This is a genomic window from Tardiphaga sp. (genome assembly GCF_028290785.1).
Classification (GTDB): Bacteria; Pseudomonadota; Alphaproteobacteria; order Rhizobiales; family Xanthobacteraceae; genus Tardiphaga.
Genome location: NZ_JAQGJD010000240.1, coordinates 1 through 20505, shown reverse-complemented (window position 1 = coordinate 20505; position 20505 = coordinate 1). Strand labels below are relative to the sequence as shown.

Genomic DNA, 20505 nt, shown 5'->3' with positions numbered 1-20505 from the left:
CTATGAACGCACCTGTCAAACCGTCGAAACTCATCAAGGGCGCCACCGGCGACTGGGAAATCGTGATCGGGCTGGAAGTCCACGCCCAGGTCACTTCTAACTCCAAGCTGTTCTCCGGTGCCTCCACCGAATTTGGCGGCGCGCCGAACAGCCATGTGTCGCTGGTCGATGCGGCGATGCCGGGCATGCTGCCGGTCATCAATAGACATTGTGTTAGCCAGGCGGTGCGCACGGGCCTCGGGCTGAAGGCCCAGATCAATCGCCGCTCCACCTTCGACCGCAAGAACTACTTTTATCCGGACTCGCCGCAGGGCTATCAGATCAGCCAGTACAAATCGCCGATCGTCGGCGAGGGGGTGGTCGAGGTTGACCTGCCCGACGGTGGCAGCATAGCGATCGGCATCGAGCGGCTGCATCTGGAGCAGGACGCCGGCAAGCTGCTGCACGACCAGAACCCGACGATGACGCTGGTCGATCTCAACCGCTGCGGCGTGGCGCTGATGGAGATCGTCTCCAAGCCGGACCTGCGTTCATCCGAGCAGGCCAAGGCCTACGTGTCGAAGCTGCGCACCATCCTGCGCTACCTCGGCACCTGCGACGGCGACATGGAAAAGGGCAGCCTGCGCGCCGACGTCAACGTCTCCGTCCGGCACCCCGGCGATCCGCTCGGCACCCGCTGCGAGATCAAGAACGTCAATTCGATTCGCTTCATCGGCCAGGCTATCGACTACGAGGCGCGGCGTCAGATCGGCGTGCTCGAGGACGGCGGCTCGATCGATCAGGAGACGCGGCTGTTCGACGCCGGCAAGGGCGAAACCCGCTCGATGCGCTCCAAGGAAGAGGCGCACGACTACCGCTATTTCCCGGATCCCGACCTGTTGCCGCTGGAATTCAGCGAGGAATACGTTGCGGCGCTGAAGGCCGACCTGCCGGAACTGCCGGACGAGAAGAAGGCGCGCTTCATCGGTGAAGTCGGGCTGACGCCCTACGACGCCGCGGTGCTGGTCAGCGAGCGCGAGAGCGCCGACTTCTTCGAGGCGGTGCTCGACGGGCTCAAGGACAAGGCGCGCGACGGCAAGCTGGCCGCCAACTGGGTGATCAACGAACTGTTCGGCCGGCTCAACAAGGAAGGCCGCGATATCGCGACGTCACCGGTGTCGGCGGCGCAGATCGCGGACATCGTCGATCTAATTGGCGAGCAGGTGATCTCCGGCAAGATCGCCAAGGATCTGTTCGAGATCGTGTGGACCGAAGGCGGCGACCCGCGCGCGCTGGTGGAAGCGCGCGGCATGAAGCAGGTCACAGACATGGGGGCGATCGAGAAGGTGGTCGATGACATCATTGCCGCCAACCCCGACAAGGTGGCGCAGGCGCAGGCCAAGCCAGCGCTAATGGGCTGGTTCGTCGGCCAGGTGATGAAGTCGTCGGGCGGCAAGGCCAACCCGCAGTCGGTCAATGACCTCTTGAAGAGCAAGCTCGGCCTCTGACGGCGACCGGATGTGCTGCCGATGCCGCGCGAGCGGCATCGTTTTGATGGTCGATGGCGTCGTCGAATGTCGTCCAGCGGACGCTGATGCGTCGCAAGTCCGACAAGCGAACCACGAATCAGCCATCGGAAATCCGGCAAAAAATCGGGTTGCGCCGGGCGCCGATAAGTCGCAAATGCGATTTTTCTGAAAATTTATTTATTGCCAAAAATCCCGACTCAGAGTCCGCGACTCCCATTTTCAGCTTCTCGGCGTGAGTCGGCGATGCCGGCCGTTTGTGTAGTTGATTGATATCACGAATCTCGAATAGCTGCGCAGCACAGGCATTTCCTGCAATCTTGACAATCGAAAACGTAGGGTTTTCGCGCATTATTCGCATCGCTGCGAAGGCGCAATGCGAGTTGTCCCTGAGCGCGTAGGGCGAACGGCGCCATGACGTCATCAACACTTCCTTAAGCGGACACTGTTTTTTTGAATTTGTTGGTGTATTCGAGATGTAGTGCATTTCGATTCTCGGGTGCACGCAGCGATTAAGCCATCTCAACACTATCGGAGGGCACCATGGCCAAGAAAGCTAAGAAGGCGAAGAAGGCAGTGAAGAAGGCAACCAAGAGCGCGGTGAAGAAGACTGCGAAGAAGACCAAGAAGGTTGCCAAGAAGAAGTAACTTCTTCTCCTGAGAATATCTGCCGGCGGCGACGCCGGTGACGTCACGAGAGCCTCGACGAGAGTTTGCTTCTCGAAGCGGATTTGAAGGCGGGGCCTGGTCGGCGAACAGAGGGTGTCGGCGAGACATCAGGTCAAACGGCTGTACCGTACTTCAGGGCAGGGCGTGCTCTACCCGCGAAACGGTTCGGCAAGGAACGCAGTACTCGTTATTGGTGTTCTTTATTCGGTGCGGATCATTGGTCCGCAGTCTCAAGCGGTCTCCGCCATGAGATCTGATCCTGACGTGTTGCCGACGCCCTCGTCTTCTGCCGGTGCGGTTGATCCCCGGCACGATCGATTTCCCATTTCCCCGAGACCATTTCGTTCAGCCGTTTGCGGCACGACCGCCGTCGGTGTTTTGCGCCGGGCTTGCCGCAGGCAGGTATTGCCGCCGCCTCCCTGCATCGATGGTTACGGCATCGCCAACCGGCAAGGTAAACCGATTCCGCGATTTCGCGGAAAAGCCCTGCAAACACTGGTTTTTGCATCGCAGCGCGCGCCGAGAAGCCGCGCCTGTTCACAGTCGATTCATCGCGATGATTAAACTGCTCTTCAAATTTTATCGGTCATGATGATCCCAACAAGCCGGCAAACGGCGGTTGGGATTGCATCGAATAACGGACAGGAGCCGCGCTCGGATCAGGGCGGCAAAACCAAAAAGGATAGAACGATGTTTCAGGGAACGATTGATTTCGGCTCGGCCACGCCGATCGAGGCGACCGCCATCCAGGACGTGCTGTTCGAACGCGGGTTGTACTGGGCCAGCGGCCGTTCCGGCATCGTCGATCTGATCGCCGCGCACAAGTGGTTCAATCTCGCGGCGCTCAAGGGCCGCGTCGATGCCATTGCGATGCGCCGCGAGGTCGCCGAGATGATGTCCGAGGTCGAGATCGCCGCCGCCCAGCGCGAAGCCCGCGCCTGGATGAACACCGTCCACTGACGGGTGCAGGCTCCGCCAACCGCACCGTCCAACAACGCGGTGAACTCGTCGGCACCGGGCCTCGACTTCTTTAGTTGCCTCTCAGCGCGTAGGCCACGTCCATGATGGCGGCACGCCGTCCAGCACGACGGTCTCGCCCAAACGCTTCTCCAGAAATATCTGCCGACTGTCCGGCTCGGCATCGAGGGCGGACACCAGGGCCGCGGCATGGGAGACGACCACGATCTGCGAGCGTTTCGCGGCCTGTGCGATCAACCGTGCCAGCGGCGCGAGCAGGTCGGGATGCAGGCTGGTCTCCGGCTCGTTCAGCACCATCAGTGCCGGCGGCCGCGGTGACAGCAAGGCTGCCACCAGCAGGAGATAGCGCAGCGTGCCGTCCGACAGCTCCGATGCCTTCAGCGGCCGCAGCAGGCCGTGCTGGGTCATCTCCAGTTCGAACATCCCGCCTTGGCTGGTGACCTCGATGCGCGCGCCTGGAAAGGCGTCGGCAACGGCTTCGTCCATCTCATCGCTGGCGCCGATCTCGCGGATGGTCTGCACGGCCGCGCCGAAGTCGGCGCCGTCTCCGGCCAGTACCGGCGTATAGGTGCCAACCTGCGGCTTGCGAGCGGGGGCGTCGCGATCGGTGCGCAAGTGGTCATAAAATCGCCAGTCGCGCATCTGCTCGCGCAGCCGCAGTAGTTCGACCGCGTCGTGCGGATCGCTGCAATGGGTCATCATGCTGTCGAAGGTCGACAGATGCTCGTAAGCCAGCCGCCACGCGCCACTATCGTCGCGGATCCGGACGCCCGGACCGCTGCGGGTGGCGAACACGTTGGAGCGCCCCATCATCTCGCCGGTCCACAGGTTCTCCGACTTGATCGCGGGGTCGCTGGAGAATTTGGACGTCGAGTCGGGCAGGGGCAGGCCGAGATCAATGGCGTAGCCATAGTCCGTGCCGCCGAAGCCCAGCTTCAGGCTGACGGGACTCTTGCGGACGGTGCCTTGCACGCTTTGCCGTCCGGTCTTCATGGCGCGTGAAAAGGATTCGGGCCCCGCCCATAGCGTCGATTGCAATCCGCCCTCTGCCGCGAGGGATTGAATGATGCGGCCCTGCGCGATGTCCGCCAGCAGCTTGAGGGCGCGGTACAGGCTCGACTTGCCGCTGCCGTTGGCGCCGGTCACGACGTTGAGCGGGCCGAGGACGATGCGCACGTCGCGCAGCGAACGATAGCCGGAGATGGCGAGGCGAGTCAGCATGCGGCGCTATCTGTTACTTGTTCGTGATCGGCGTCACGGGCTTGTGACGAGCATTTCGCTTGTGTCGGACCTGTGCAACCCGATGTTTCACCTGTCACCCATCATCACAGACGCCGCTGGCGCCAGAGCACGACAAGGAAACAGCTATGTCGATGAAAAAAGGTTTGATTTCTTCCATGGGCCCGAGTGTTGCTCTGGCCGTTGTCGCCGCCGCCCTGTCGGCGACTGCGCCGCCTGCAGCGATCGCTGCGCCGGCTGCTTCATTCTCCACCGGCCAGGCCGCGATCTCCGCCACCGACGTCAGCGCGGCGCGCCGGCGGCATCACGCCCGCACCGCGCCGCGCGAGGCCTTTGGCAGCATCAGTGGCGGCTCCGTGACCTACGGAGCGCCATCGTATCAGGGGTATGGCTACGGGTATGGCGACAATTCGCACAATCAGACCTGGTGAAACGGAGCCGATGAGGCGATCGCCGGACGATGTCCGGCGAATGCCAAGCTTACCGGCAAGATATCAGCAGATAATTGGCGGAGCCGGAGGGATTCGAACCCTCGATACCCGGTAAAAGGTATGCCGCTTTAGCAAAGCGGTGCCTTCAGCCACTCGGCCACAGCTCCATCATGGCTGGATATGCCCGAGGTGGCCTTCAGCCGCAAGCGCAAGATCGCTGCTCACCACGTTCCGTCCCTGAAATTCGCACCGATCGGCGGGGGCGGGCGGGGTGTACCTCGTACGGACCGCCCTTGCGCGAGCTGGAGCGACGCTGCGCGCCATGCGGAAACGCGCGCCTGGGGGGCTGCTTATCAACAGCAATCGGCCGATCAGACCTTTCCCGGCCAACCAGTGACGCAAGCACTTCCGCGAATCGCAGCGTGCGTGAGCGGGATTCGAGGTTTAATCCCGTGATGCGTGTGTCCTTGTGCGATGCACGCATAAACAGACACACACGGGGCGTTACGCGCCTCTTTTAAAAACCCTTTTAAAAGCAGTAAGTTAGGCGGTTCCGCCAATCACGAAAGCGTGTGATTTGTGCAACACCCCCTTGGAAACGGCCGGATGGTGGCGCCTTTGCGGCGTTCCATTGTTGCGAAGCGGGAAGGGTTAGGAGATGGTCACGGTGCGACGGAGGGGGGCATCCCGAGGTCGTCCCGTGAAGGTGGTTCGTTCAGGACCTCGCTCGCATTCGTGCGGGCGTGTCCTAAAGAGCCGAAACGCCTAGCGGGTTGTCAGGGACTAAGGGACTTGTCTTCAGGGTGATCCTCACCCCGTTGCGGAACCTTCCCTAAAGCAACTTGGAGGTTTACATGAAGACGATTAAGGGCCTTATTCTCGGCTCAGCGGCGAGCATTCTCGCCATCGGCGGAGCCCAGGCAGCCGATCTTCCCGTTAAGGCCAAAGCGGTCGAATACGTGAAGGTTTGCTCCCTCTACGGCGCGGGTTTCTACTACATCCCGGGCAGCGACACCTGCGTCAAGATCGGCGGCGCGATCCGTCTCGAGACGACCCTGAACGGCCAGGCTTCCGGCAACGGTAACTGGTACGGCGGCGCAGACGGCTCGCAGGCATTTGGCGCGAACTGGTACGGCACCCGTACCCGCTTCAACCTGAACGTCGATACCCGCACCGCCACCGAATACGGCGTTCTGCGCGCTTTCGGCGACATGAAGGTTGACTTCACCCGCGGCACCTCGGGCATTTCCGGCGGTACCATTGCTGAAGTCGATTACGTCTTCATCCAGTTCGCCGGCTTCACCCTGGGTAAAGCGGTCTCGATGTTCGATCCGCAGTGGATCCTGTCCAAGCCGACCATCTCGTCGGGCTTCCAGGCCGGTTCCAACGATGCGACGGGTATCCCGCAGCTCGCTTACACCGCTTCGTTCGGCAACGGCGTGTCGGCAACGATTTCGGCCGAAGACGCCCAGCCCTACCGCACCGCCGGTCTGGTCAACACCTCGGCTGCGTTCATCGCTCCGTTCCAGGCCAACGTCCTGCCGGCCGGCACTTACGGCCTCGGCAACTTCACGGGCAACGCCGTCAGCGGCGATCACGTTCCTGACATCGTCGGCAACATCCGTATCGATCAGGCCTGGGGTTCGGCCTTCGTGTCGGCCGCCGGCCATGAAGTTCACAGCACTTACTACACCAACGCCGACTCCGGCCGGCCCGAGACGACCTGGGGCTACGCAGTCAGCGGCGGCTTCGAGTTGAAGAACCTTCCGACCGGTGCTGGCGACAGCTTCAAGCTGGAAGCCACCTACGCCAAGGGCGCCGCCAAGTACGTCTGGGGCGGTACGCAGGATACTTCTGGTGCAGGCCGCTATGCCCGCGCAAGCGGAAATAGCGCTGGCAGCAGCATGGCTTTCGGTTACGTGCTTGACGGCGTGTACTCCGGTACCAACTCCGCTAACGGCACCGGCATCAGCCTCAGCACCGCCTGGGACGTCAGCGCGTACTACGAGCACTACTGGAACCCGAAGTGGCGTACGTCGCTTTACGGTAACTACAGCACCATCGACTACGGTGCAGGTGGCAGTGCTGCTCTGATTGCCGCTCTGTCGGCTGGTGGCGCGACCGCTGGCGTGACCGGCACCCTCAATGCTACCGGTGGCAGCATGAAGTTCTCGTCCGCCCAGGTTGGTACCAAGACCGCCTGGCAGCCTGTCAAGGACCTGACCTTCTCGGCTGACTTCCTGTACACCCGTCTCGACCAGAACCTGGTCGGCACGTACACCTCCACCTCCGCCGTCTCCGGCGCTCCGTCGGGCCGCCAGTTCACCCTGGGCGACCAGAACATCTACCAGCTCCAGCTCCAGGCGCTGCGCTCCTTCTGATCCTGATCGTCTCACGACGCTCATTGTCTGAACCAAAGACCCCCGGCAGGAAACTGCCGGGGGTTTTTGCTTGAGTAGGGCGGATTAGCGAAGCGTAATCCGCCACCCTGATAGCCACGGCGGATTACGCGTCCGCCTCGCTCTGCAAGCGACGCGTCCGCTAATCCGCCCTACGCATATTCTTGGATGCGGCCTATTCCACGCTGCCACGATGCAGGTCGGCTTCGATCTGCAGCTTCGAGCCGCCGCCGAAGCGGGCGCGATAGACCTGCAGGTTCTCCATGATCCGCTGCACGTAGTTGCGGGTTTCCGAGAACGGGATCGATTCCACCCAATCGACCGCATCGACCTTGGGATCTCTGGGATCGCCGTAGCGTTCGACCCATTTGCGCACGCTGCCGCGGCCCGCATTATAGCCCGCGAAGGTCATGATGTAGGAGCCGCGATAGTCTTCGAGCAGCCCGCCCAATTCGGCCGCGCCGATCGACGCGTTGTAAACCGGGTCGCTCTTGAGTTTAGCCAGATCGAATGTCGCGCCGTATTTCTTGGTGACGTAGCGTCCGGCGTCCGGCGTCACCTGCATCAGCCCGTAGGCGTTGGCCGGCGACACCACGGCTTGATTGAACGCGCTTTCCTGCCGCGCGATGGCATAGACAACGCTGCGCTCGACCTCCGGACCGACGGTCGGATAGGCGGGAATCCCGACGGTCGGATAGGCGTAGTGATCGAACGGCAGGCCGCGGTTCAGCGCGGACTTGCCGATCAGCAGCATGCCGCGGGCATCGGAATTGCGCGCGGCGACTTCGCTGAGACCGAGCACCGCGTCGGGATCGCCGTTCTCGCCCATGTCGCCGAGAATCGGGATCGCGATCTCGCGTTCGTCCATGGCGTAGAGCAGGGCCACGGCCCGCACGATTTCCAAGCGCTCTATGCCGCGACCGCGCGCGCTCGGTGCACCGTTGATATCGAGCTGCGGAAGGCCGAGCTTGGCGCGCGCCAACTGGCCGTAATAGCTGGTGGATTGCTCCGCGGCCGAGGCATAGGCTTGGCGTGCTTCCTGGCTGCGGCCGGCGGCTTCCGCGGCGCGGCCCTGCCAGTAGCCGGCGCGCGCCAGCGCGGTCGGATTGACGCTGCCGACGCCGATGCGGGCGAAGTGCTGCGCGGCGGTGGCAGGGTCCTTCAGGAAACGCAGCGCGATCCAGCCGGCGGTGAATTCCTGTTCGGTCTTGTAGATATCGCGCGCCGGCAGCGCGGCGTCGCGCGCAATCAGATAGGCCGAGCGATGCTCGCCGACGTCGAGCATTTTTCGCGATAGCAGGCGGCGCTCGATCCACCATTCGTCGAGATTGTGCAGGCGCGCGGGCTCGCGCGGCGCCGAGATCATCAATTGCGCGGCTTCGGCGAAGCGTTCGTCACGGCGTAACTGCTGGATTTTTGCGAACATGTAGCCGGGATCGCTGTGCAGTTCGCCGGGCACCGCTTCCAAGAGCGCCTTGGCGTTGCCGGCCTTCTTGGTGACGGCGATGCGCGCGCGCGCGAGCGCCATCTGCGCCGGGCCGAGCCGCTTGGCGGCCCTCAACGCGGCGTCGGTGTCGCTGCCATAGAGCAGCAGATCCATTCGTGCCTTGTGATCGCCGCCCGAGATGAACGGGCCGAACAGGTCGAGCACGGTGGTTTCGACATCTCCGGAAATCGAATCCTTGCGCCAGGCGTCGCGGACATGCTGCTCGGCAGTGGCGCGATCGCCGCGCGCGATCAGGGCGCGGGCCAGCGCGAACTTGCCCTTCGCCGACAGCGGTTTCTCGTTCTGGAAGTAGCCGAGCACGGTGTCGTCATCGCGATGGTCGTCCCACAGCGCTGCTTCGGCGCGGCGGCGCAGGAAGGTCTGCGAGGGCCAGCTCGGATTGGCGCTGAGGAACGCGCGGTAGCGCTCGACCGAGGCGCCATTGTCGTCGCTGCGCAGGATCAGCCATTCGGCAAGTTTTCGCGCGACGGGATCGCCGATTCCCTGTGCGACCTGCGAGGCGTCCACCGGCTTGTGCTTGCGGATGAGGTCGATGACGTTTTCCACCGCTTCGGCATCGGCCTGTGGCGTCGACGAGGTCGCCGCCATCGCGGCAGGTGCGATCTGTCGCTTCGCCGGCGGCGTCACGGCGGCGTGCTGACGAGTGGCGGGCTGGATCGCCGGCGCCGGGCTGGCCTGATCGGCGGATAACGGCTTGGCGGGGGATGCGGCCGGGGTGACTTTCGGCACGACGTTGCGCGCGATCGGCCGTGGTTTCGGCAATGGAACTTGTGTCGCGGCCCAGGCATCGACCGACAGCGCGGCGACGCTGACGCTCAGCATCAGGCCGGTGCCGAGTGCCGTCCATCGGGCGGCAGCAGAGTGGGAAGCCAATCGGGTCACGGCGTTCCTTCGCGGCGAATCAGGAAATCGCGGTCGTTCACCGCTGTATTTGATTGAAAATATGGACAAAATGTCAATTTTTGGCAGCCGCCCCCTTTCTGCCCGATCACAGCGGCGAAATCGCGGCTGAAACTGCCGCGAAACCGCTTTGGGCGGTCTTTCGCCGCCGCCGGAGAGTCGGTAAGACTTGCCGTTCGATCAATCGGTTCAAGCAGACGGCCCACGAGACGGCCAAAGCCGCAACGCGTTCGGAGAATGACCATGGCAGCCAAGACGAATTTTCGGGGGTCCTACGCCGCCTTGGTCACGCCGTTCAAAAACGGCGCGCTGGACGAGGCGGCGTTTCGCGCCCTCGTCAGCTGGCAGATCGATGAGGGCACCAACGGCCTGGTGCCGGTCGGCACCACCGGCGAGAGCCCGACCCTGAGCCATGACGAGCACATGCGCGTCGTGGAATGGTGCATCGACGAGGCCAAGGGGCGCGTGCCCGTGATCGCCGGCGCCGGCTCGAATTCCACCCGGGAAGCCGTCGAACTGGCCAAGCACGCCGAGAAGGCGGGGGCCGACGCGGTGCTGGTGGTGACGCCGTATTACAACAAGCCGACCCAGGAGGGCATGTACCAGCACTTCAAGGCGGTGAACGATGCGATCGGGATTCCGATCCTGATCTACAATATCCCGCCGCGCTCGGTGGTCGATATGTCGGTCGATACCATGTGCCGGCTGTTCGAACTGAAGAACATTGCCGGCGTCAAGGACGCCACCGCCAACCTGGCCCGGGTCTCGCAGCAGCGCCACGCCATGGGCCCGGACTTCATCCAGCTCTCCGGCGAGGACATGACGGCGCTGGCCTATATGGCCGCGGGCGGCCACGGCTGCATTTCCGTTGTCGCCAATGTGGCGCCGAAGCCCTGCGCCGAACTGATGGCCGCCGTGCTGAAGGGTGACTACGCCGCGGCGCTGAAAATCCAGGACCGGCTGGTGCCATTGCACGACGCCATCTTCCTGGAGCCGGGCCTCGCCGGCGCCAAGCACGGGCTCGGGCTGCTCGGCCGGCTCCAGGAAGAAGTGCGCCTGCCGCTGCTGCCGGTGACGGCGCCGACCGGCGCGACGATCCGCAAGGCGATGGTCCATGCGGGCTTGATCAACTGACCAGGCGATTTTCGCGATGCCGATTGCTGTGCGGGATATCGAACAAAAGGGATTGGGCATGCTGAAGGAATTCCGCGAATTCGCGATGAAGGGCAACGTGGTCGATCTCGCCGTCGGCGTGATCATCGGCGCGGCCTTCGGCGGCATCGTGACCTCCCTGGTCGGCGACATCATCATGCCGATCGTCGGCTCTATCACCGGCGGCCTCGACTTCTCGAATTACTTCACCGGCCTGTCGAAAGCGGTGACGGCGACGAACCTTGCCGACGCCAAGAAGCAGGGCGCGGTGCTGGCCTGGGGCAACTTCCTCACTTTGACCATCAACTTCGTCATCATCGCCTTTGTGCTGTTCTCGGTGATCCGCTTCATGAACCGGCTGAAGCGCAACGATGCGGCGAAGCCGGCGGAGCCGCCGAAGCCAAGCCGCCAAGAAGAACTGCTGACCGAGATCCGCGACCTGCTCAAGAAGGCGTAAGCCTCACGCTTGAAGCGCGCGTTATCGGGCTTATGTTTTCCAAGATAACGCCCAGGGCACCCAGACGATGGCTGAGAAGAAAGAGCGCCCGATCAAGGTGATCGCGGAAAACCGCAAGGCGCGATTCCATTACGCGATCGAGGACACGCTGGAGGCCGGCATCGAACTGACCGGCACCGAGGTCAAGTCGATCCGCAATGGCAAGTCGACCATCGCGGAATCCTATGCCGATCCCAAGAACGGCGAAATCTGGCTGATCAACTGCAACATCCCCGAATATCTGCAGGCGAACCGCTTCAACCACGAGCCGAAGCGGCCGCGACGGCTGCTGATGCACCGTAAGCAGATCAACAAGCTGATGGGCGCGGTGGAGCGCCAGGGCATGACTCTGGTGCCGCTGAAGATGTATTTCAACGAGCGCGGCCGGGTGAAGCTGCAACTGGCGCTGGCCAAGGGCAAGCAGCTCCACGACAAGCGTGCCAGCGAGAAGGATCGCGACTGGGGCCGCGAGAAGGGCCGTCTCATGCGCGCGAGGGGCTGATCTGCAGGATGGGTTGAGCCCTTGCGAAACCCATCGACAGCGACACTGAGGTAATGGGTTTCGCAAAGCGCTCAACCAATCCTACGACCGGACGAGGACTTGATGACTCAAAGCAATCTTCTGGAAGTCGACTGGAGCAAGATCCCGGCTCCCGAGGATGACGGTGCCGCGGCGCATCTGGTCGGCCTGGCGATCCCGCCGGTCAGCCTGCGCGCCACCAACGACACCGCGGTGACGCTCTCCGAGCTGAAAGGCCGCGTCGTCGTGTTCGGCTATCCGCGCACCGGCGAGCCCGGCAAGATCGCGCTGGTCGATGACTGGGACATGATCCCCGGCGCACGTGGCTGCACGCCGCAGACCTGCGCGTTCCGCGATCTGTTCGCCGAGCTCAAGGCCGCTGGCGCCAGCCATGTGTTCGGACTATCGACGCAGGACAACGACTACCAGACCGAGATGGCGTCGCGATTGCATCTGCCGTTTCCGGTGCTGTCGGACCAACAACTCGAACTCACCCACGCGCTCGATCTGCCGACCATGGAGGTCGCCAACCTCACCATGATCAAGCGGCTGGCGCTGGTCATCGACGACGCCAAAATCACCCATGTATTCTATCCGGTGTTTCCGCCGGACAGGAACGCGGGTGACGTGCTGGCATGGCTGAAGGCCAACCCGGTCTGAACTGGCTGCGATCTAACCGGCGTCGGACGGCGTCCTCGCCACTAGCGCGGCAATCGCCTGGTCGATGGCGATCGTTCCCTTGCGCGAACCAGCGTCGCGCTGGGCAAAGTCGATCCAGCCGTCGTTGAAGCCATCGAGCATCTGCATGCGCGGCGTGGGGTTCCGCATGCCCTGCGCGCGAAACAGTGCATCCCAGCTGTCGCGTGCAACGATACGGGCCGTGACCGGCCGGTTCAGCGCGCGTGAAAAGGCGCCAGCAATGTCGTTCGGCGAGACACGAAACGGACCTTCGAGTTCGACGACGCGTCGATCGCTCCAGCTATCGAGAAGCAGTTCGGCCGCGGTGCGGCCCACATCGTCAGTGGCGATCATCGGGAACGCCTTGTCCAGCGGCTGCAGGTAGCTCGTGATCGCGCCATCGGTCCGCGCAGCCGCGACATCCCACGAAGCATTCTCCATGAACCAGGCCGCGCGCAGGAACGCCACTGGCATCGGCAGGTCGGCGAGAGCTGTTTCCAGCAGTCCCAGTTGATTGAGCAGGTTCGGCTGCGACGCATCGGCGCCGATGGTCGAAAGCACCACGACTTTCGCAGGCCGGGCCTGCAGCAGCGCGGCGCGGAAAGCGGTGACTACAGCCCGCGCCTCGGAGAAGCCCGGCGTCGGATCGAAGGTCGACGGCAACATCACGAAGACGCCCTCGCTGTCCGAGAACGCCGCTGTCAGTGCCGCGGCATCGCCGCTGTCGGCGACGGCGACCGCGGCGCCACACGCCGACCAGGCTTTGCCTTTGTCGATATCTCGGACGACGACGCGAACGGATCGATGGGCGGCCAGCAGGGTGCGGGCAACCGCACCTCCCACTTTGCCGGTGGCTCCGGTGATGGCGAACATGATGGGGCTCCTGTGAACGGGGTGGCGGTGCCGTTGTGTCATCTCTCCGAATTTGACTGAAATGGGAATTAGTCACATGACTGATGACTAGATATCAGGAATGGCAGAATGGATGGACGGCTTCTGACCGGTGTGACGGTGCTGGATGCGGTGATCGAAAGCGGCGGCTTTTCGCGCGCGGCCGAGGCGCTGGGCATGTCGGCTTCCGGTGTCAGCCACGCCATTGCCCGGCTGGAGGCGCGACTTGGCGTGCGTCTGCTGGATCGCACCACGCGCTCGGTCGCACTGACCGACGAGGGGCGGCGCTTCTATGAACGCGTGCGCCCGTCGCTTGAGGAGATCGAGGAGGCGGCGATCGACGCGACCGGGGCATCGGCGCGGGTGCGCGGCCGGTTACGCGTCAACGTCGATCCGCTGTTTTCGCGGCTGGTGCTGGCCGGTCATCTGGGAGATTTCCTGGCGCAGTATCCCGAACTGGCGCTGGAGACCATCACGCGCGAGCACGTCGGCGACCTGGTGGCGGATGGCATCGACGTCGCCATCCGCTTTGGCGACCCGCTCGGCGCTTCACTGGTGTCGCGAAAACTCGCGGACATCCAGGTTCAGACCGTGGCTTCGCCGGCCTATCTGCAACGCCACGGGCGGCCGCCAACGCCGCAGGATCTGTTGAAGCATCTATGCATCGACTTTCGCGACCCGCTTACCGGACGTCCCTATGACTGGGAATTTCATCGTAAAAGCGAGATCCTGCCGGTCCGGATCTCAAGCCGGCTGATGTTGAGCGACGCCGGCACCATGCTCACCGAGTGCCTCGCGGGCACCGGCATTTGCCAGGTGCTCGCCATCGCGGTGAAGCAACTGCTTGCGGATGGGCGGCTTGTAAATCTGTTTCCGGATTGGCCCGACGAGAGGTTCTCGCTCTACGCCCTGTACCCGTCGCGTCATCACCCGGCCGCCAAGGTGCGCGCCTTCATCGAGTTCGTCTCGCAGACGATTCGATGAACAAGCCAGCCACGACGGCGATCTACTGACTCAGATCCGCCTTCACCCGGGCGAACACGCTGCGAAACATGTCCGTGGTGAGCACCCGCGTATTCGTGTTGTAGCGCGAGCAGTGGTAGCTGTCGTACAGCTTGAAGCGGCCGGCGTCGTGCACCGCGCCGTGGGAAAACGGTGCCAGCACCGCGCGGATGCCGAGCGTCTTCAGCATGGTGTCATGGGCGACGCGGCCGAGCAGCACGATGGCGCGCAGCCGCGGCATCGTTTCTATGGTGGCAATCAAGAACGGCCGGCAGGTGTTGATCTCGACGGGCAGCGGCTTGTTCTGCGGCGGCACGCAACGCACCGCATTGGTGATGCGGCAATCCTGCAAGGTGAGCCCGTCATCGGGCCGCGCCAGAAATTGCCCGCTGGCAAAACCGTATTCGAGTAGCGTGCCGTAGAGCAGGTCACCGGCATAGTCGCCGGTAAATGGCCGGCCAGTGCGATTGGCGCCTTGCGCTCCAGGCGCGAGGCCTACGATCAGCAGCGCGGCGTCCGAATCGCCGAACGACGGTACTGGCGAATTGAACCCGCCGGGATCGCGCGCCCGCAGCTCCATGCGATATTCGACGAGGCGCGGACACAACGGGCAGTCACGCCCGGGGTAGGTCGAGCTGCCAGCGGAAATCACGGGTGCGACTACCGCCGGCTGTTGTCTGCTAATAAGCGTCTTAGTCTTCGAATTCTTCGTCATCGCCTCGTGGCGCCATGGTGGTCGCGCGCTGCAGGAATTGCGGCGTCTGGTGACGTGGCTCGCGCGGTGCCGGGCGTTCGGCGGGATCGCGGCCGAGCTTGCCCTGCAGTTCGACCAGATCGGTAAACACATCGGCCTGACGGCGCAACTCGTCGGCAATCATCGGCGGCTGGCTGGAGATGGTCGAGACCACGGTGACGCGGACGCCGCGGCGCTGGACGGCTTCAACCAGCGAGCGGAAATCACCGTCGCCGGAGAACAGCACGATCTGATCGACGTGTTCGGCCAGCTCCATCGCATCGACTGCGAGCTCGATGTCCATGTTGCCCTTGACCTTGCGGCGGCCGGACGCGTCGATGAACTCCTTGGTCGCCTTGGTAACCACGGTGTAGCCATTGTAGTCGAGCCAGTCGATCAAGGGGCGAATCGACGAATATTCCTGATCTTCGATGATCGCGGTGTAATAAAACGCGCGGACCAGCGTACCGCGGCTTTGGAACTCCTTGAGGAGGCGCTTGTAGTCGATGTCGAAGCCAAGCGTCTTGGCGGTGGCGTACAAATTGGCACCGTCAATGAACAGGGCGATCTTGTCAGATGTGGGGGACATCAAGTGTTCTCATATGGTTTGTTGTTGTTAACGTTTTTGGCACGGCCTAATTGACCGCACATTGAACGAAGTGGAGCGTCGCAAACGGCTCACTTGGGTTCATTGCATCGTGCATCATGTGACGTGGGACCGATAAGCCCATACATTTGCAGTTGCAATGAAGCGTTTTGGTGTCGGCGGAGAAGGGGTCTAACGTCGGATGTCGGTATCTTTCTGGTCCGACGCAGGGTATCATAATGGGGTATCAGACGGAAGCCCGCCACGCCAGATGCCAAATTTGGGCCTTGCGAATGTCCTCGAGCCCCTATACCTAGCAGGTCTAATCATCATATTCGGTCCCCACACCAACGGAGCGACATTTAATGGCGCGCGTCACCGTCGAAGATTGCATCGATAAAGTCGATAACCGGTTTGACCTGGTCCTGCTGGCTGCCCACCGGGCGCGCATGATCTCGTCGGGGTCGCAACTGACGATCGATCGCGACAACGACAAGAATCCTGTCGTATCGCTGCGCGAGATTGCCGATTCGACGATTTCTCCGGAAGACCTCCGCGAGGAGCTGGTGCATTCGCTGCAGAAGTTCGTCGAGGTCGACGAACCCGAACCGGACACCATCCCGCTGATCGGTTCGGCCGGTGCCAGCGTCGATGCCGACGATACCGAAGTCGCGGTCGAGCGCATGACGGAAGAGGAGCTTCTGAAGGGGCTCGAAGGCCTGGCGCCGCCGGAAGAGCAGCCCGAGGAAGACGAATAATTAGGTATTCGGCCTGTTCGTTTAACCTTCTCGACGATCAATTCTTTGCAAGGCCCGGACCGTTGTCCGGGCCTTTGCTTTTGCGGACACTTTCAGGGCAAACTTGTGGCGAACAGTGCAGGTCCGACATGGTCCTGACGGAAACGAGGCCACGATGGCGACTTCGCGCCGTACTTCACGGCAGATGCAGGCGGCGAGCGACACGGTCGCGGCCGAGCCATCGGCGACGCCTGTCACGCCCGCGGCGCCGGCCAAGGTGCCGCGCGCCTCGCGCGCGCGGATGATGCGGCAATACGACCTGGTCGAGCGCGTCAGGTCGTACAATCCCAATACCGACGAAGACATGCTGAACCGCGCCTATGTCTACGCCATGGTCGCCCACGGCGAGCAGACGCGGGCCTCGGGCGATCCGTATTTCACCCATCCGCTGGAAGTGGCGGCGATTCTCACCGACCTCAAGCTCGATGATGCCACCATCGTCGCTGCGCTGCTGCACGACACCATCGAGGACACCGAGGCCACGCGGGCCGAGATCGACCGGCTGTTCGGCGCCGAGATCGGTGCGCTGGTCGAGGGCCTGACCAAGCTGAAGCGGCTGGAGCTGGTGTCGCGCGAGGCCAAGCAGGCGGAAAACCTGCGCAAGCTGCTGCTGGCCATCGCGGACGACGTTCGCGTGCTGCTGATCAAACTCGCCGACCGCCTGCACAACATGCGGACCATGGAATTCATGCCGCCGGCGTCGCGCCGCCGCATCGCCGAGGAAACCCTCGACATCTATGCGCCGCTGGCCGGCCGCATGGGCATGCAGGAAATGCGCGAGGAACTGGAGGAGCTGTCCTTCAAGGTGCTCGATCCCGACGCCTATCAGGTGGTGATGCAGCGGCTGGATTCGCTGGCGGAGCGTAACCGCAACCTGATCGGCATGATCGAAAGTCAGCTCTCCACGAACCTGGAGAAGAATGGCATCGCCGCCCGGGTCAGCGGCCGCCGCAAACGGCCGTTCTCGATCTGGACCAAGATGAAGCGCAAGTCGGTCGGCTTCGAGCAGCTCTCGGACATCTTCGGCTTTCGGGTCGTGCTGAAGGACATGGAAGCCTGCTACCGCGCGCTCGGCGTGGTGCATACCACCTGGCCGGTGGTGCCTGGTCGCTTCAAGGACTACATCTCGACGCCAAAGCAGAACGACTACCGTTCGATCCACACCACCGTGATCGGCCCCGGCAACCAGCGCGTCGAACTGCAGATTCGCACCGAGGACATGAACCAGATCGCCGAATACGGCATCGCCGCGCATGCCTTCTACAAGGATGGCAAGGGTTCGCCGACCGAGATGCTGCAGCGCGAATCCAACGCGTTCTCCTGGCTGCGCCACACCATCGGAATCCTGTCGGAGAGCACCAATCCGGAAGAGTTCCTCGAGCATACCAAGCTCGAACTGTTTCACGACCAGGTGTTCTGCTTCACCCCCAAGGGCAAACTGATTGCGCTGCCGCGCAACGCCAATGTGGTCGATTTCGCCTATGCCGTGCATACCGACGTCGGCAACAGCGCGGTGGGCTGCAAGATCAACGGCAAGTTCGCGCCGCTGTCCTCGGAGCTGCAGAATGGCGACGAGGTGGAAGTGCTGACGTCGGCCGCGCAGCAGGCGCCGCCGTCGGCGTGGGAATCGCTGGCCGTTACCGGCAAGGCGCGCGCCGCGATCCGTCGTGCTACCCGCACCGCGGTGCGCGACCAGTATGCCGGCCTTGGCCGCCGCATCGTCGAGCGCCTGTTCGTGCGCGCCAAGATGGAATATGCCGACGACCAGTTGAAGGGCGCGCTGCCGCGGTTGGCGAGGTCCTCGATCGATGACGTGATGGCTTCGGTCGGGCGCGGCGAACTGCGCGCCTCGGACGTCGCCCGCGCGATGTATCCGGACTACAAGGAAGAGCGGGTCGGCCGCTTTGCCGCCAGTAACCGGAAGGCCACGGCGGACAGGGTGAAAACGCCCGACGGCGCGGCAAAGGTCACCTCGATCATTTCGATCGGCGGCTTCAACCCCGATCTGCCGGTGAAATTCGCGCCGAACGGCGGCGCCGTGCCGGGCGACCGAATCGTCGGCATCGTCACGCCGGGCGAGGGCATCACGATCTATCCGATCCAGTCGCCGGCGCTGAAGGATTTTGAGGAAGAACCGGAGCGCTGGGTCGACGCGCGCTGGGATGTTGATGAATCCTCGCCGCAACGCTTCCCGGCGCGTCTGTTCGTGCAGAACGTCAACGAGCCGGGCAGTCTGGCGCAGATCGCCCAGGTCATCGCTGACCACGACGGCAATATCGACAATATCAGCATGCACCGCCGCTCCCCTGATTTCACCGAGCAGAACATCGATATCGAGGTCTATGACCTCAAGCATCTCAGCGCTATCATCAACCAGTTGCGCGCCAAGGCCGTCGTCGCCAAGGTCGAACGCGTCAACGGATAGCGTCCTCTTCAAGCCTCCCGGAATGCCGTCATGACCAAGCCTCTGCCGCTACGCCTCGGCGTCAACATCGATCACGTCGCCACCTTGCGCAATGCGCGCGGCGGGCGGCGTCCCGATCCGGTGCGCGCGGCACTCGCCGCCATCGAGGCCGGCGCCGACGGCATCACCGCGCATCTGCGCGAAGACCGCCGCCATATTCGCGACGAGGATATGGTCCGGCTGAAGGCCGAGATTTCCAAGCCGCTAAATTTCGAAATGGCGGCCACGCCGGACATGGTCGAGATCGCGCTGGCGACCAGGCCGCACGCGGTCTGCCTGGTACCGGAGCGCAGGGAAGAACTGACCACCGAAGGCGGCCTCGACGTGGCCGGCCAGCATAACGCGCTGGCGCCGGTGATCGCCCGGTTCAACGACGCCGGCGTGCGCGTCTCGCTGTTCATCGCCGCCGATGTCAGGCAGATCGAGATAGCCGCCAAGTTGCGCGCCCCGGTGATCGAGCTGCACACCGGCGCCTGGTGCGATGCCATCGAGGACGGCGACACAGCGAAAGCCGCCAGCGAATGGCAGCGCATCGTCAAGGGCGCGGCGCTGGCAAAATCCGCCGGCCTCGAAGTCCATGCCGGCCACGGCCTCGATTACGCCACCGCCGAGACTATCGCGGCGCTGCCCGAGATCATGGAGCTGAACATCGGCTACTACATGATCGGCGAAGCGCTGTTCGTGGGCCTCGGCGAAACCGTGCGCGCCATGCGGGCGGCGATGGTGCGGGGGCGGGGACTGCTGACGGCCAGCGCATGATCATCGGCATCGGCAACGACCTGATCGACATTACCCGCGTCGCCAAGGTGATCGAGCGCCATGGCGAACGTTTTCTCGACCGCATCTTCACCGACGCGGAGCGCGCCAAAGCGCAACGCCGCGCCGGCAACGAGAAGATGCTGGTGGCGACCTATGCCAAGCGCTTCGCCGCCAAGGAGGCCTGTTCCAAGGCCCTCGGCACGGGGATCCGGCAGGGCGTCTGGTGGCGCGACATGGGCGTGGTCAACCTGCCGGGCGGGCGGCCCACCATGCGGCTCACCGGCGGGGCGCTGGCCCGGCTGCAGGCGCTCACTCCCGCGGGGTATGAGGCGAGGATCGATCTCACCATCACCGACGACTGGCCGCTGGCGCAGGCATTTGTGATCATTTCGGCGGAGCCGACAAAGGCTGCCTGATCCGGCTGGTATTTACGAACGCAACTTAAGCGTGTCAAATACGGGCGCAAACGGCTCCAGGACGCCTCATGAACAAGGCTGCATCTAATGAACAGTTGAAGCTGTTCGCCAATCTGGTCAATTCGCTTGCCGCCGCATTTATATCGGTAGGCTTTATTGGGCCAATGTTCGCGTTCTTCTACGGACTCGTTGCTGTCAGCATCGGTCCTTTGCTGATCGCGATAGGGATCGCGATTTGCGTGGCTATGAGCCCAGGTCTACATTTGGTTGGGCGGGCAATCCTTGGAGGCATCCAGGAATGAGCAATTATGCGATCTTTGCTTTTGCTTGGCCAGTTGAGGGCACGGTGCTTCACTGTGCGTTTGGCCTGTTCTTGGCCCGCA

General features: G+C 63.2%; 21 protein-coding genes and 1 tRNA gene. 14 read left to right on the top strand and 8 right to left on the bottom strand.

The features are described from left to right. The first annotated feature begins 2 nt into the window (after nucleotides 1–2). Nucleotides 3–1487: an Asp-tRNA(Asn)/Glu-tRNA(Gln) amidotransferase subunit GatB gene (gene gatB, locus JWR89_RS15085; RefSeq protein WP_299717505.1), complete on the top strand. Its 1485-nt coding sequence runs from the start codon at nucleotides 3–5 to the stop codon at nucleotides 1485–1487. 118 nt (nucleotides 1488–1605) lie between these two features. Here the strand turns inward: gatB and JWR89_RS15080 are convergent, their stop codons facing one another. After that, on the bottom strand, nucleotides 1606–1992 hold the full coding sequence (locus tag JWR89_RS15080) for a hypothetical protein (RefSeq protein WP_299717503.1): 387 nt from the start codon (nucleotides 1990–1992) through the stop codon (nucleotides 1606–1608). An 872-nt stretch (nucleotides 1993–2864) separates the two neighbouring features. Between JWR89_RS15080 and JWR89_RS15075 the strand changes: the two genes are divergently transcribed. Further along, nucleotides 2865–3134 (top strand): hypothetical protein, encoded by a 270-nt coding sequence (locus tag JWR89_RS15075; protein WP_299717501.1) that lies wholly within the window; start codon nucleotides 2865–2867, stop codon nucleotides 3132–3134. Between the two features lie 81 nt (nucleotides 3135–3215). Here the strand turns inward: JWR89_RS15075 and JWR89_RS15070 are convergent, their stop codons facing one another. Next, nucleotides 3216–4373 (bottom strand): AAA family ATPase, encoded by a 1158-nt coding sequence (locus JWR89_RS15070; protein WP_299717499.1) that lies wholly within the window; start codon nucleotides 4371–4373, stop codon nucleotides 3216–3218. 146 nt (nucleotides 4374–4519) lie between these two features. Between JWR89_RS15070 and JWR89_RS15065 the strand changes: the two genes are divergently transcribed. Further along, complete coding sequence (locus JWR89_RS15065) at nucleotides 4520–4822, top strand: hypothetical protein (RefSeq protein ID WP_299717497.1); 303 nt, start codon at nucleotides 4520–4522, stop codon at nucleotides 4820–4822. Between the two features lie 75 nt (nucleotides 4823–4897). Here JWR89_RS15065 and JWR89_RS15060 read toward each other — a convergent pair. Continuing rightward, nucleotides 4898–4989, bottom strand: a tRNA-Ser gene (locus JWR89_RS15060). Nucleotides 4990–5676: 687 nt separating this feature from the next. Here JWR89_RS15060 and JWR89_RS15055 point away from each other — a divergent pair. Further along, nucleotides 5677–7203 (top strand): porin, encoded by a 1527-nt coding sequence (locus JWR89_RS15055; protein WP_299717495.1) that lies wholly within the window; start codon nucleotides 5677–5679, stop codon nucleotides 7201–7203. A gap of 193 nt (nucleotides 7204–7396) precedes the next feature. On the opposite strand, the gene JWR89_RS15050 is transcribed toward JWR89_RS15055, so the two are convergent. After that, nucleotides 7397–9550, bottom strand: a complete 2154-nt coding sequence (locus JWR89_RS15050) for a transglycosylase SLT domain-containing protein (RefSeq protein WP_299717548.1) — start codon at nucleotides 9548–9550, stop codon at nucleotides 7397–7399. Nucleotides 9551–9606: 56 nt separating this feature from the next. Next, the gene (locus JWR89_RS15045) at nucleotides 9607–9882 is read right to left on the bottom strand and encodes a hypothetical protein (RefSeq protein ID WP_299717494.1); all 276 of its coding nucleotides are present in this window, start codon (nucleotides 9880–9882) and stop codon (nucleotides 9607–9609) included. Here JWR89_RS15045 and dapA point away from each other — a divergent pair. The 4 genes from dapA (at nucleotide 9872) to JWR89_RS15025 (ending at nucleotide 12456) form a co-directional block, all read left to right on the top strand. Beyond that, nucleotides 9872–10762: a 4-hydroxy-tetrahydrodipicolinate synthase gene (gene dapA, locus JWR89_RS15040; protein WP_299717492.1), complete on the top strand. Its 891-nt coding sequence runs from the start codon at nucleotides 9872–9874 to the stop codon at nucleotides 10760–10762. The genes JWR89_RS15045 and dapA overlap by 11 nt on opposite strands. Before the next feature lie 58 nt (nucleotides 10763–10820). Then, nucleotides 10821–11237: a large conductance mechanosensitive channel protein MscL gene (mscL, locus tag JWR89_RS15035; protein ID WP_299717490.1), complete on the top strand. Its 417-nt coding sequence runs from the start codon at nucleotides 10821–10823 to the stop codon at nucleotides 11235–11237. 67 nt (nucleotides 11238–11304) lie between these two features. Next, nucleotides 11305–11778 (top strand): SsrA-binding protein SmpB, encoded by a 474-nt coding sequence (gene smpB, locus JWR89_RS15030; protein ID WP_299717488.1) that lies wholly within the window; start codon nucleotides 11305–11307, stop codon nucleotides 11776–11778. Nucleotides 11779–11880: 102 nt separating this feature from the next. Next, nucleotides 11881–12456, top strand: coding sequence for a peroxiredoxin (locus tag JWR89_RS15025; protein WP_299717486.1), 576 nt, complete (start codon nucleotides 11881–11883; stop codon nucleotides 12454–12456). A 12-nt stretch (nucleotides 12457–12468) separates the two neighbouring features. On the opposite strand, the gene JWR89_RS15020 is transcribed toward JWR89_RS15025, so the two are convergent. Beyond that, nucleotides 12469–13347 carry an NmrA family NAD(P)-binding protein gene (locus tag JWR89_RS15020; protein WP_299717484.1) on the bottom strand — a complete coding sequence of 293 codons (879 nt, stop codon included), beginning with the start codon at nucleotides 13345–13347 and terminating at the stop codon, nucleotides 12469–12471. Between the two features lie 108 nt (nucleotides 13348–13455). Here JWR89_RS15020 and JWR89_RS15015 point away from each other — a divergent pair, with 108 nt between their 5' ends. Further along, nucleotides 13456–14349: a LysR family transcriptional regulator gene (locus JWR89_RS15015; protein ID WP_299717482.1), complete on the top strand. Its 894-nt coding sequence runs from the start codon at nucleotides 13456–13458 to the stop codon at nucleotides 14347–14349. A 22-nt stretch (nucleotides 14350–14371) separates the two neighbouring features. Here the strand turns inward: JWR89_RS15015 and JWR89_RS15010 are convergent, their stop codons facing one another. Both JWR89_RS15010 and JWR89_RS15005 read right to left on the bottom strand, forming a co-directional pair. After that, on the bottom strand, nucleotides 14372–15082 hold the full coding sequence (locus tag JWR89_RS15010; protein ID WP_299717480.1) for a uracil-DNA glycosylase: 711 nt from the start codon (nucleotides 15080–15082) through the stop codon (nucleotides 14372–14374). After that, nucleotides 15060–15689, bottom strand: coding sequence for an NYN domain-containing protein (locus JWR89_RS15005; RefSeq protein WP_299717478.1), 630 nt, complete (start codon nucleotides 15687–15689; stop codon nucleotides 15060–15062). Before JWR89_RS15005 ends, JWR89_RS15010 begins: the two co-directional genes overlap by 23 nt. Nucleotides 15690–16051: 362 nt before the next feature. On the opposite strand from JWR89_RS15005, the gene rpoZ reads away from it, so the two are divergent. From rpoZ to JWR89_RS14980, 5 genes are all read left to right on the top strand, one after another. After that, nucleotides 16052–16444: a DNA-directed RNA polymerase subunit omega gene (rpoZ, locus tag JWR89_RS15000; RefSeq protein WP_299717476.1), complete on the top strand. Its 393-nt coding sequence runs from the start codon at nucleotides 16052–16054 to the stop codon at nucleotides 16442–16444. Nucleotides 16445–16598: 154 nt separating this feature from the next. Next, complete coding sequence (locus tag JWR89_RS14995; RefSeq protein WP_299717474.1) at nucleotides 16599–18908, top strand: bifunctional (p)ppGpp synthetase/guanosine-3',5'-bis(diphosphate) 3'-pyrophosphohydrolase; 2310 nt, start codon at nucleotides 16599–16601, stop codon at nucleotides 18906–18908. A gap of 30 nt (nucleotides 18909–18938) precedes the next feature. Beyond that, a complete protein-coding gene (locus tag JWR89_RS14990; RefSeq protein ID WP_299717472.1) occupies nucleotides 18939–19706 on the top strand; it encodes a pyridoxine 5'-phosphate synthase in 768 nt (255 codons plus the stop codon). Next, nucleotides 19703–20122 (top strand): holo-ACP synthase, encoded by a 420-nt coding sequence (acpS, locus tag JWR89_RS14985; protein ID WP_299717470.1) that lies wholly within the window; start codon nucleotides 19703–19705, stop codon nucleotides 20120–20122. Before JWR89_RS14990 ends, acpS begins: the two co-directional genes overlap by 4 nt. A 68-nt stretch (nucleotides 20123–20190) precedes the next feature. Continuing rightward, entirely contained in the window at nucleotides 20191–20424 is a 234-nt protein-coding gene (locus JWR89_RS14980; RefSeq protein ID WP_299717468.1) for a hypothetical protein, read from the top strand. The last annotated feature ends 81 nt before the right edge of the window (nucleotides 20425–20505 follow it).

Coding starts and splice junctions, on each gene's coding strand:
- gatB (WP_299717505.1), top strand. CDS start 3: ATGAACGCACCTGTCAAACCGTCGAAACTCATCAAGGGCGCCACCGGC.
- JWR89_RS15080 (WP_299717503.1), bottom strand. CDS start 1,992: ATGCACTACATCTCGAATACACCAACAAATTCAAAAAAACAGTGTCCG.
- JWR89_RS15075 (WP_299717501.1), top strand. CDS start 2,865: ATGTTTCAGGGAACGATTGATTTCGGCTCGGCCACGCCGATCGAGGCG.
- JWR89_RS15070 (WP_299717499.1), bottom strand. CDS start 4,373: ATGCTGACTCGCCTCGCCATCTCCGGCTATCGTTCGCTGCGCGACGTG.
- JWR89_RS15065 (WP_299717497.1), top strand. CDS start 4,520: ATGTCGATGAAAAAAGGTTTGATTTCTTCCATGGGCCCGAGTGTTGCT.
- JWR89_RS15055 (WP_299717495.1), top strand. CDS start 5,677: ATGAAGACGATTAAGGGCCTTATTCTCGGCTCAGCGGCGAGCATTCTC.
- JWR89_RS15050 (WP_299717548.1), bottom strand. CDS start 9,550: ATGCTGAGCGTCAGCGTCGCCGCGCTGTCGGTCGATGCCTGGGCCGCG.
- dapA (WP_299717492.1), top strand. CDS start 9,872: ATGGCAGCCAAGACGAATTTTCGGGGGTCCTACGCCGCCTTGGTCACG.
- mscL (WP_299717490.1), top strand. CDS start 10,821: ATGCTGAAGGAATTCCGCGAATTCGCGATGAAGGGCAACGTGGTCGAT.
- smpB (WP_299717488.1), top strand. CDS start 11,305: ATGGCTGAGAAGAAAGAGCGCCCGATCAAGGTGATCGCGGAAAACCGC.
- JWR89_RS15025 (WP_299717486.1), top strand. CDS start 11,881: ATGACTCAAAGCAATCTTCTGGAAGTCGACTGGAGCAAGATCCCGGCT.
- JWR89_RS15020 (WP_299717484.1), bottom strand. CDS start 13,347: ATGTTCGCCATCACCGGAGCCACCGGCAAAGTGGGAGGTGCGGTTGCC.
- JWR89_RS15015 (WP_299717482.1), top strand. CDS start 13,456: ATGGATGGACGGCTTCTGACCGGTGTGACGGTGCTGGATGCGGTGATC.
- JWR89_RS15010 (WP_299717480.1), bottom strand. CDS start 15,082: ATGACGAAGAATTCGAAGACTAAGACGCTTATTAGCAGACAACAGCCG.
- JWR89_RS15005 (WP_299717478.1), bottom strand. CDS start 15,689: ATGTCCCCCACATCTGACAAGATCGCCCTGTTCATTGACGGTGCCAAT.
- rpoZ (WP_299717476.1), top strand. CDS start 16,052: ATGGCGCGCGTCACCGTCGAAGATTGCATCGATAAAGTCGATAACCGG.
- JWR89_RS14995 (WP_299717474.1), top strand. CDS start 16,599: ATGGCGACTTCGCGCCGTACTTCACGGCAGATGCAGGCGGCGAGCGAC.
- JWR89_RS14990 (WP_299717472.1), top strand. CDS start 18,939: ATGACCAAGCCTCTGCCGCTACGCCTCGGCGTCAACATCGATCACGTC.
- acpS (WP_299717470.1), top strand. CDS start 19,703: ATGATCATCGGCATCGGCAACGACCTGATCGACATTACCCGCGTCGCC.
- JWR89_RS14980 (WP_299717468.1), top strand. CDS start 20,191: ATGAACAAGGCTGCATCTAATGAACAGTTGAAGCTGTTCGCCAATCTG.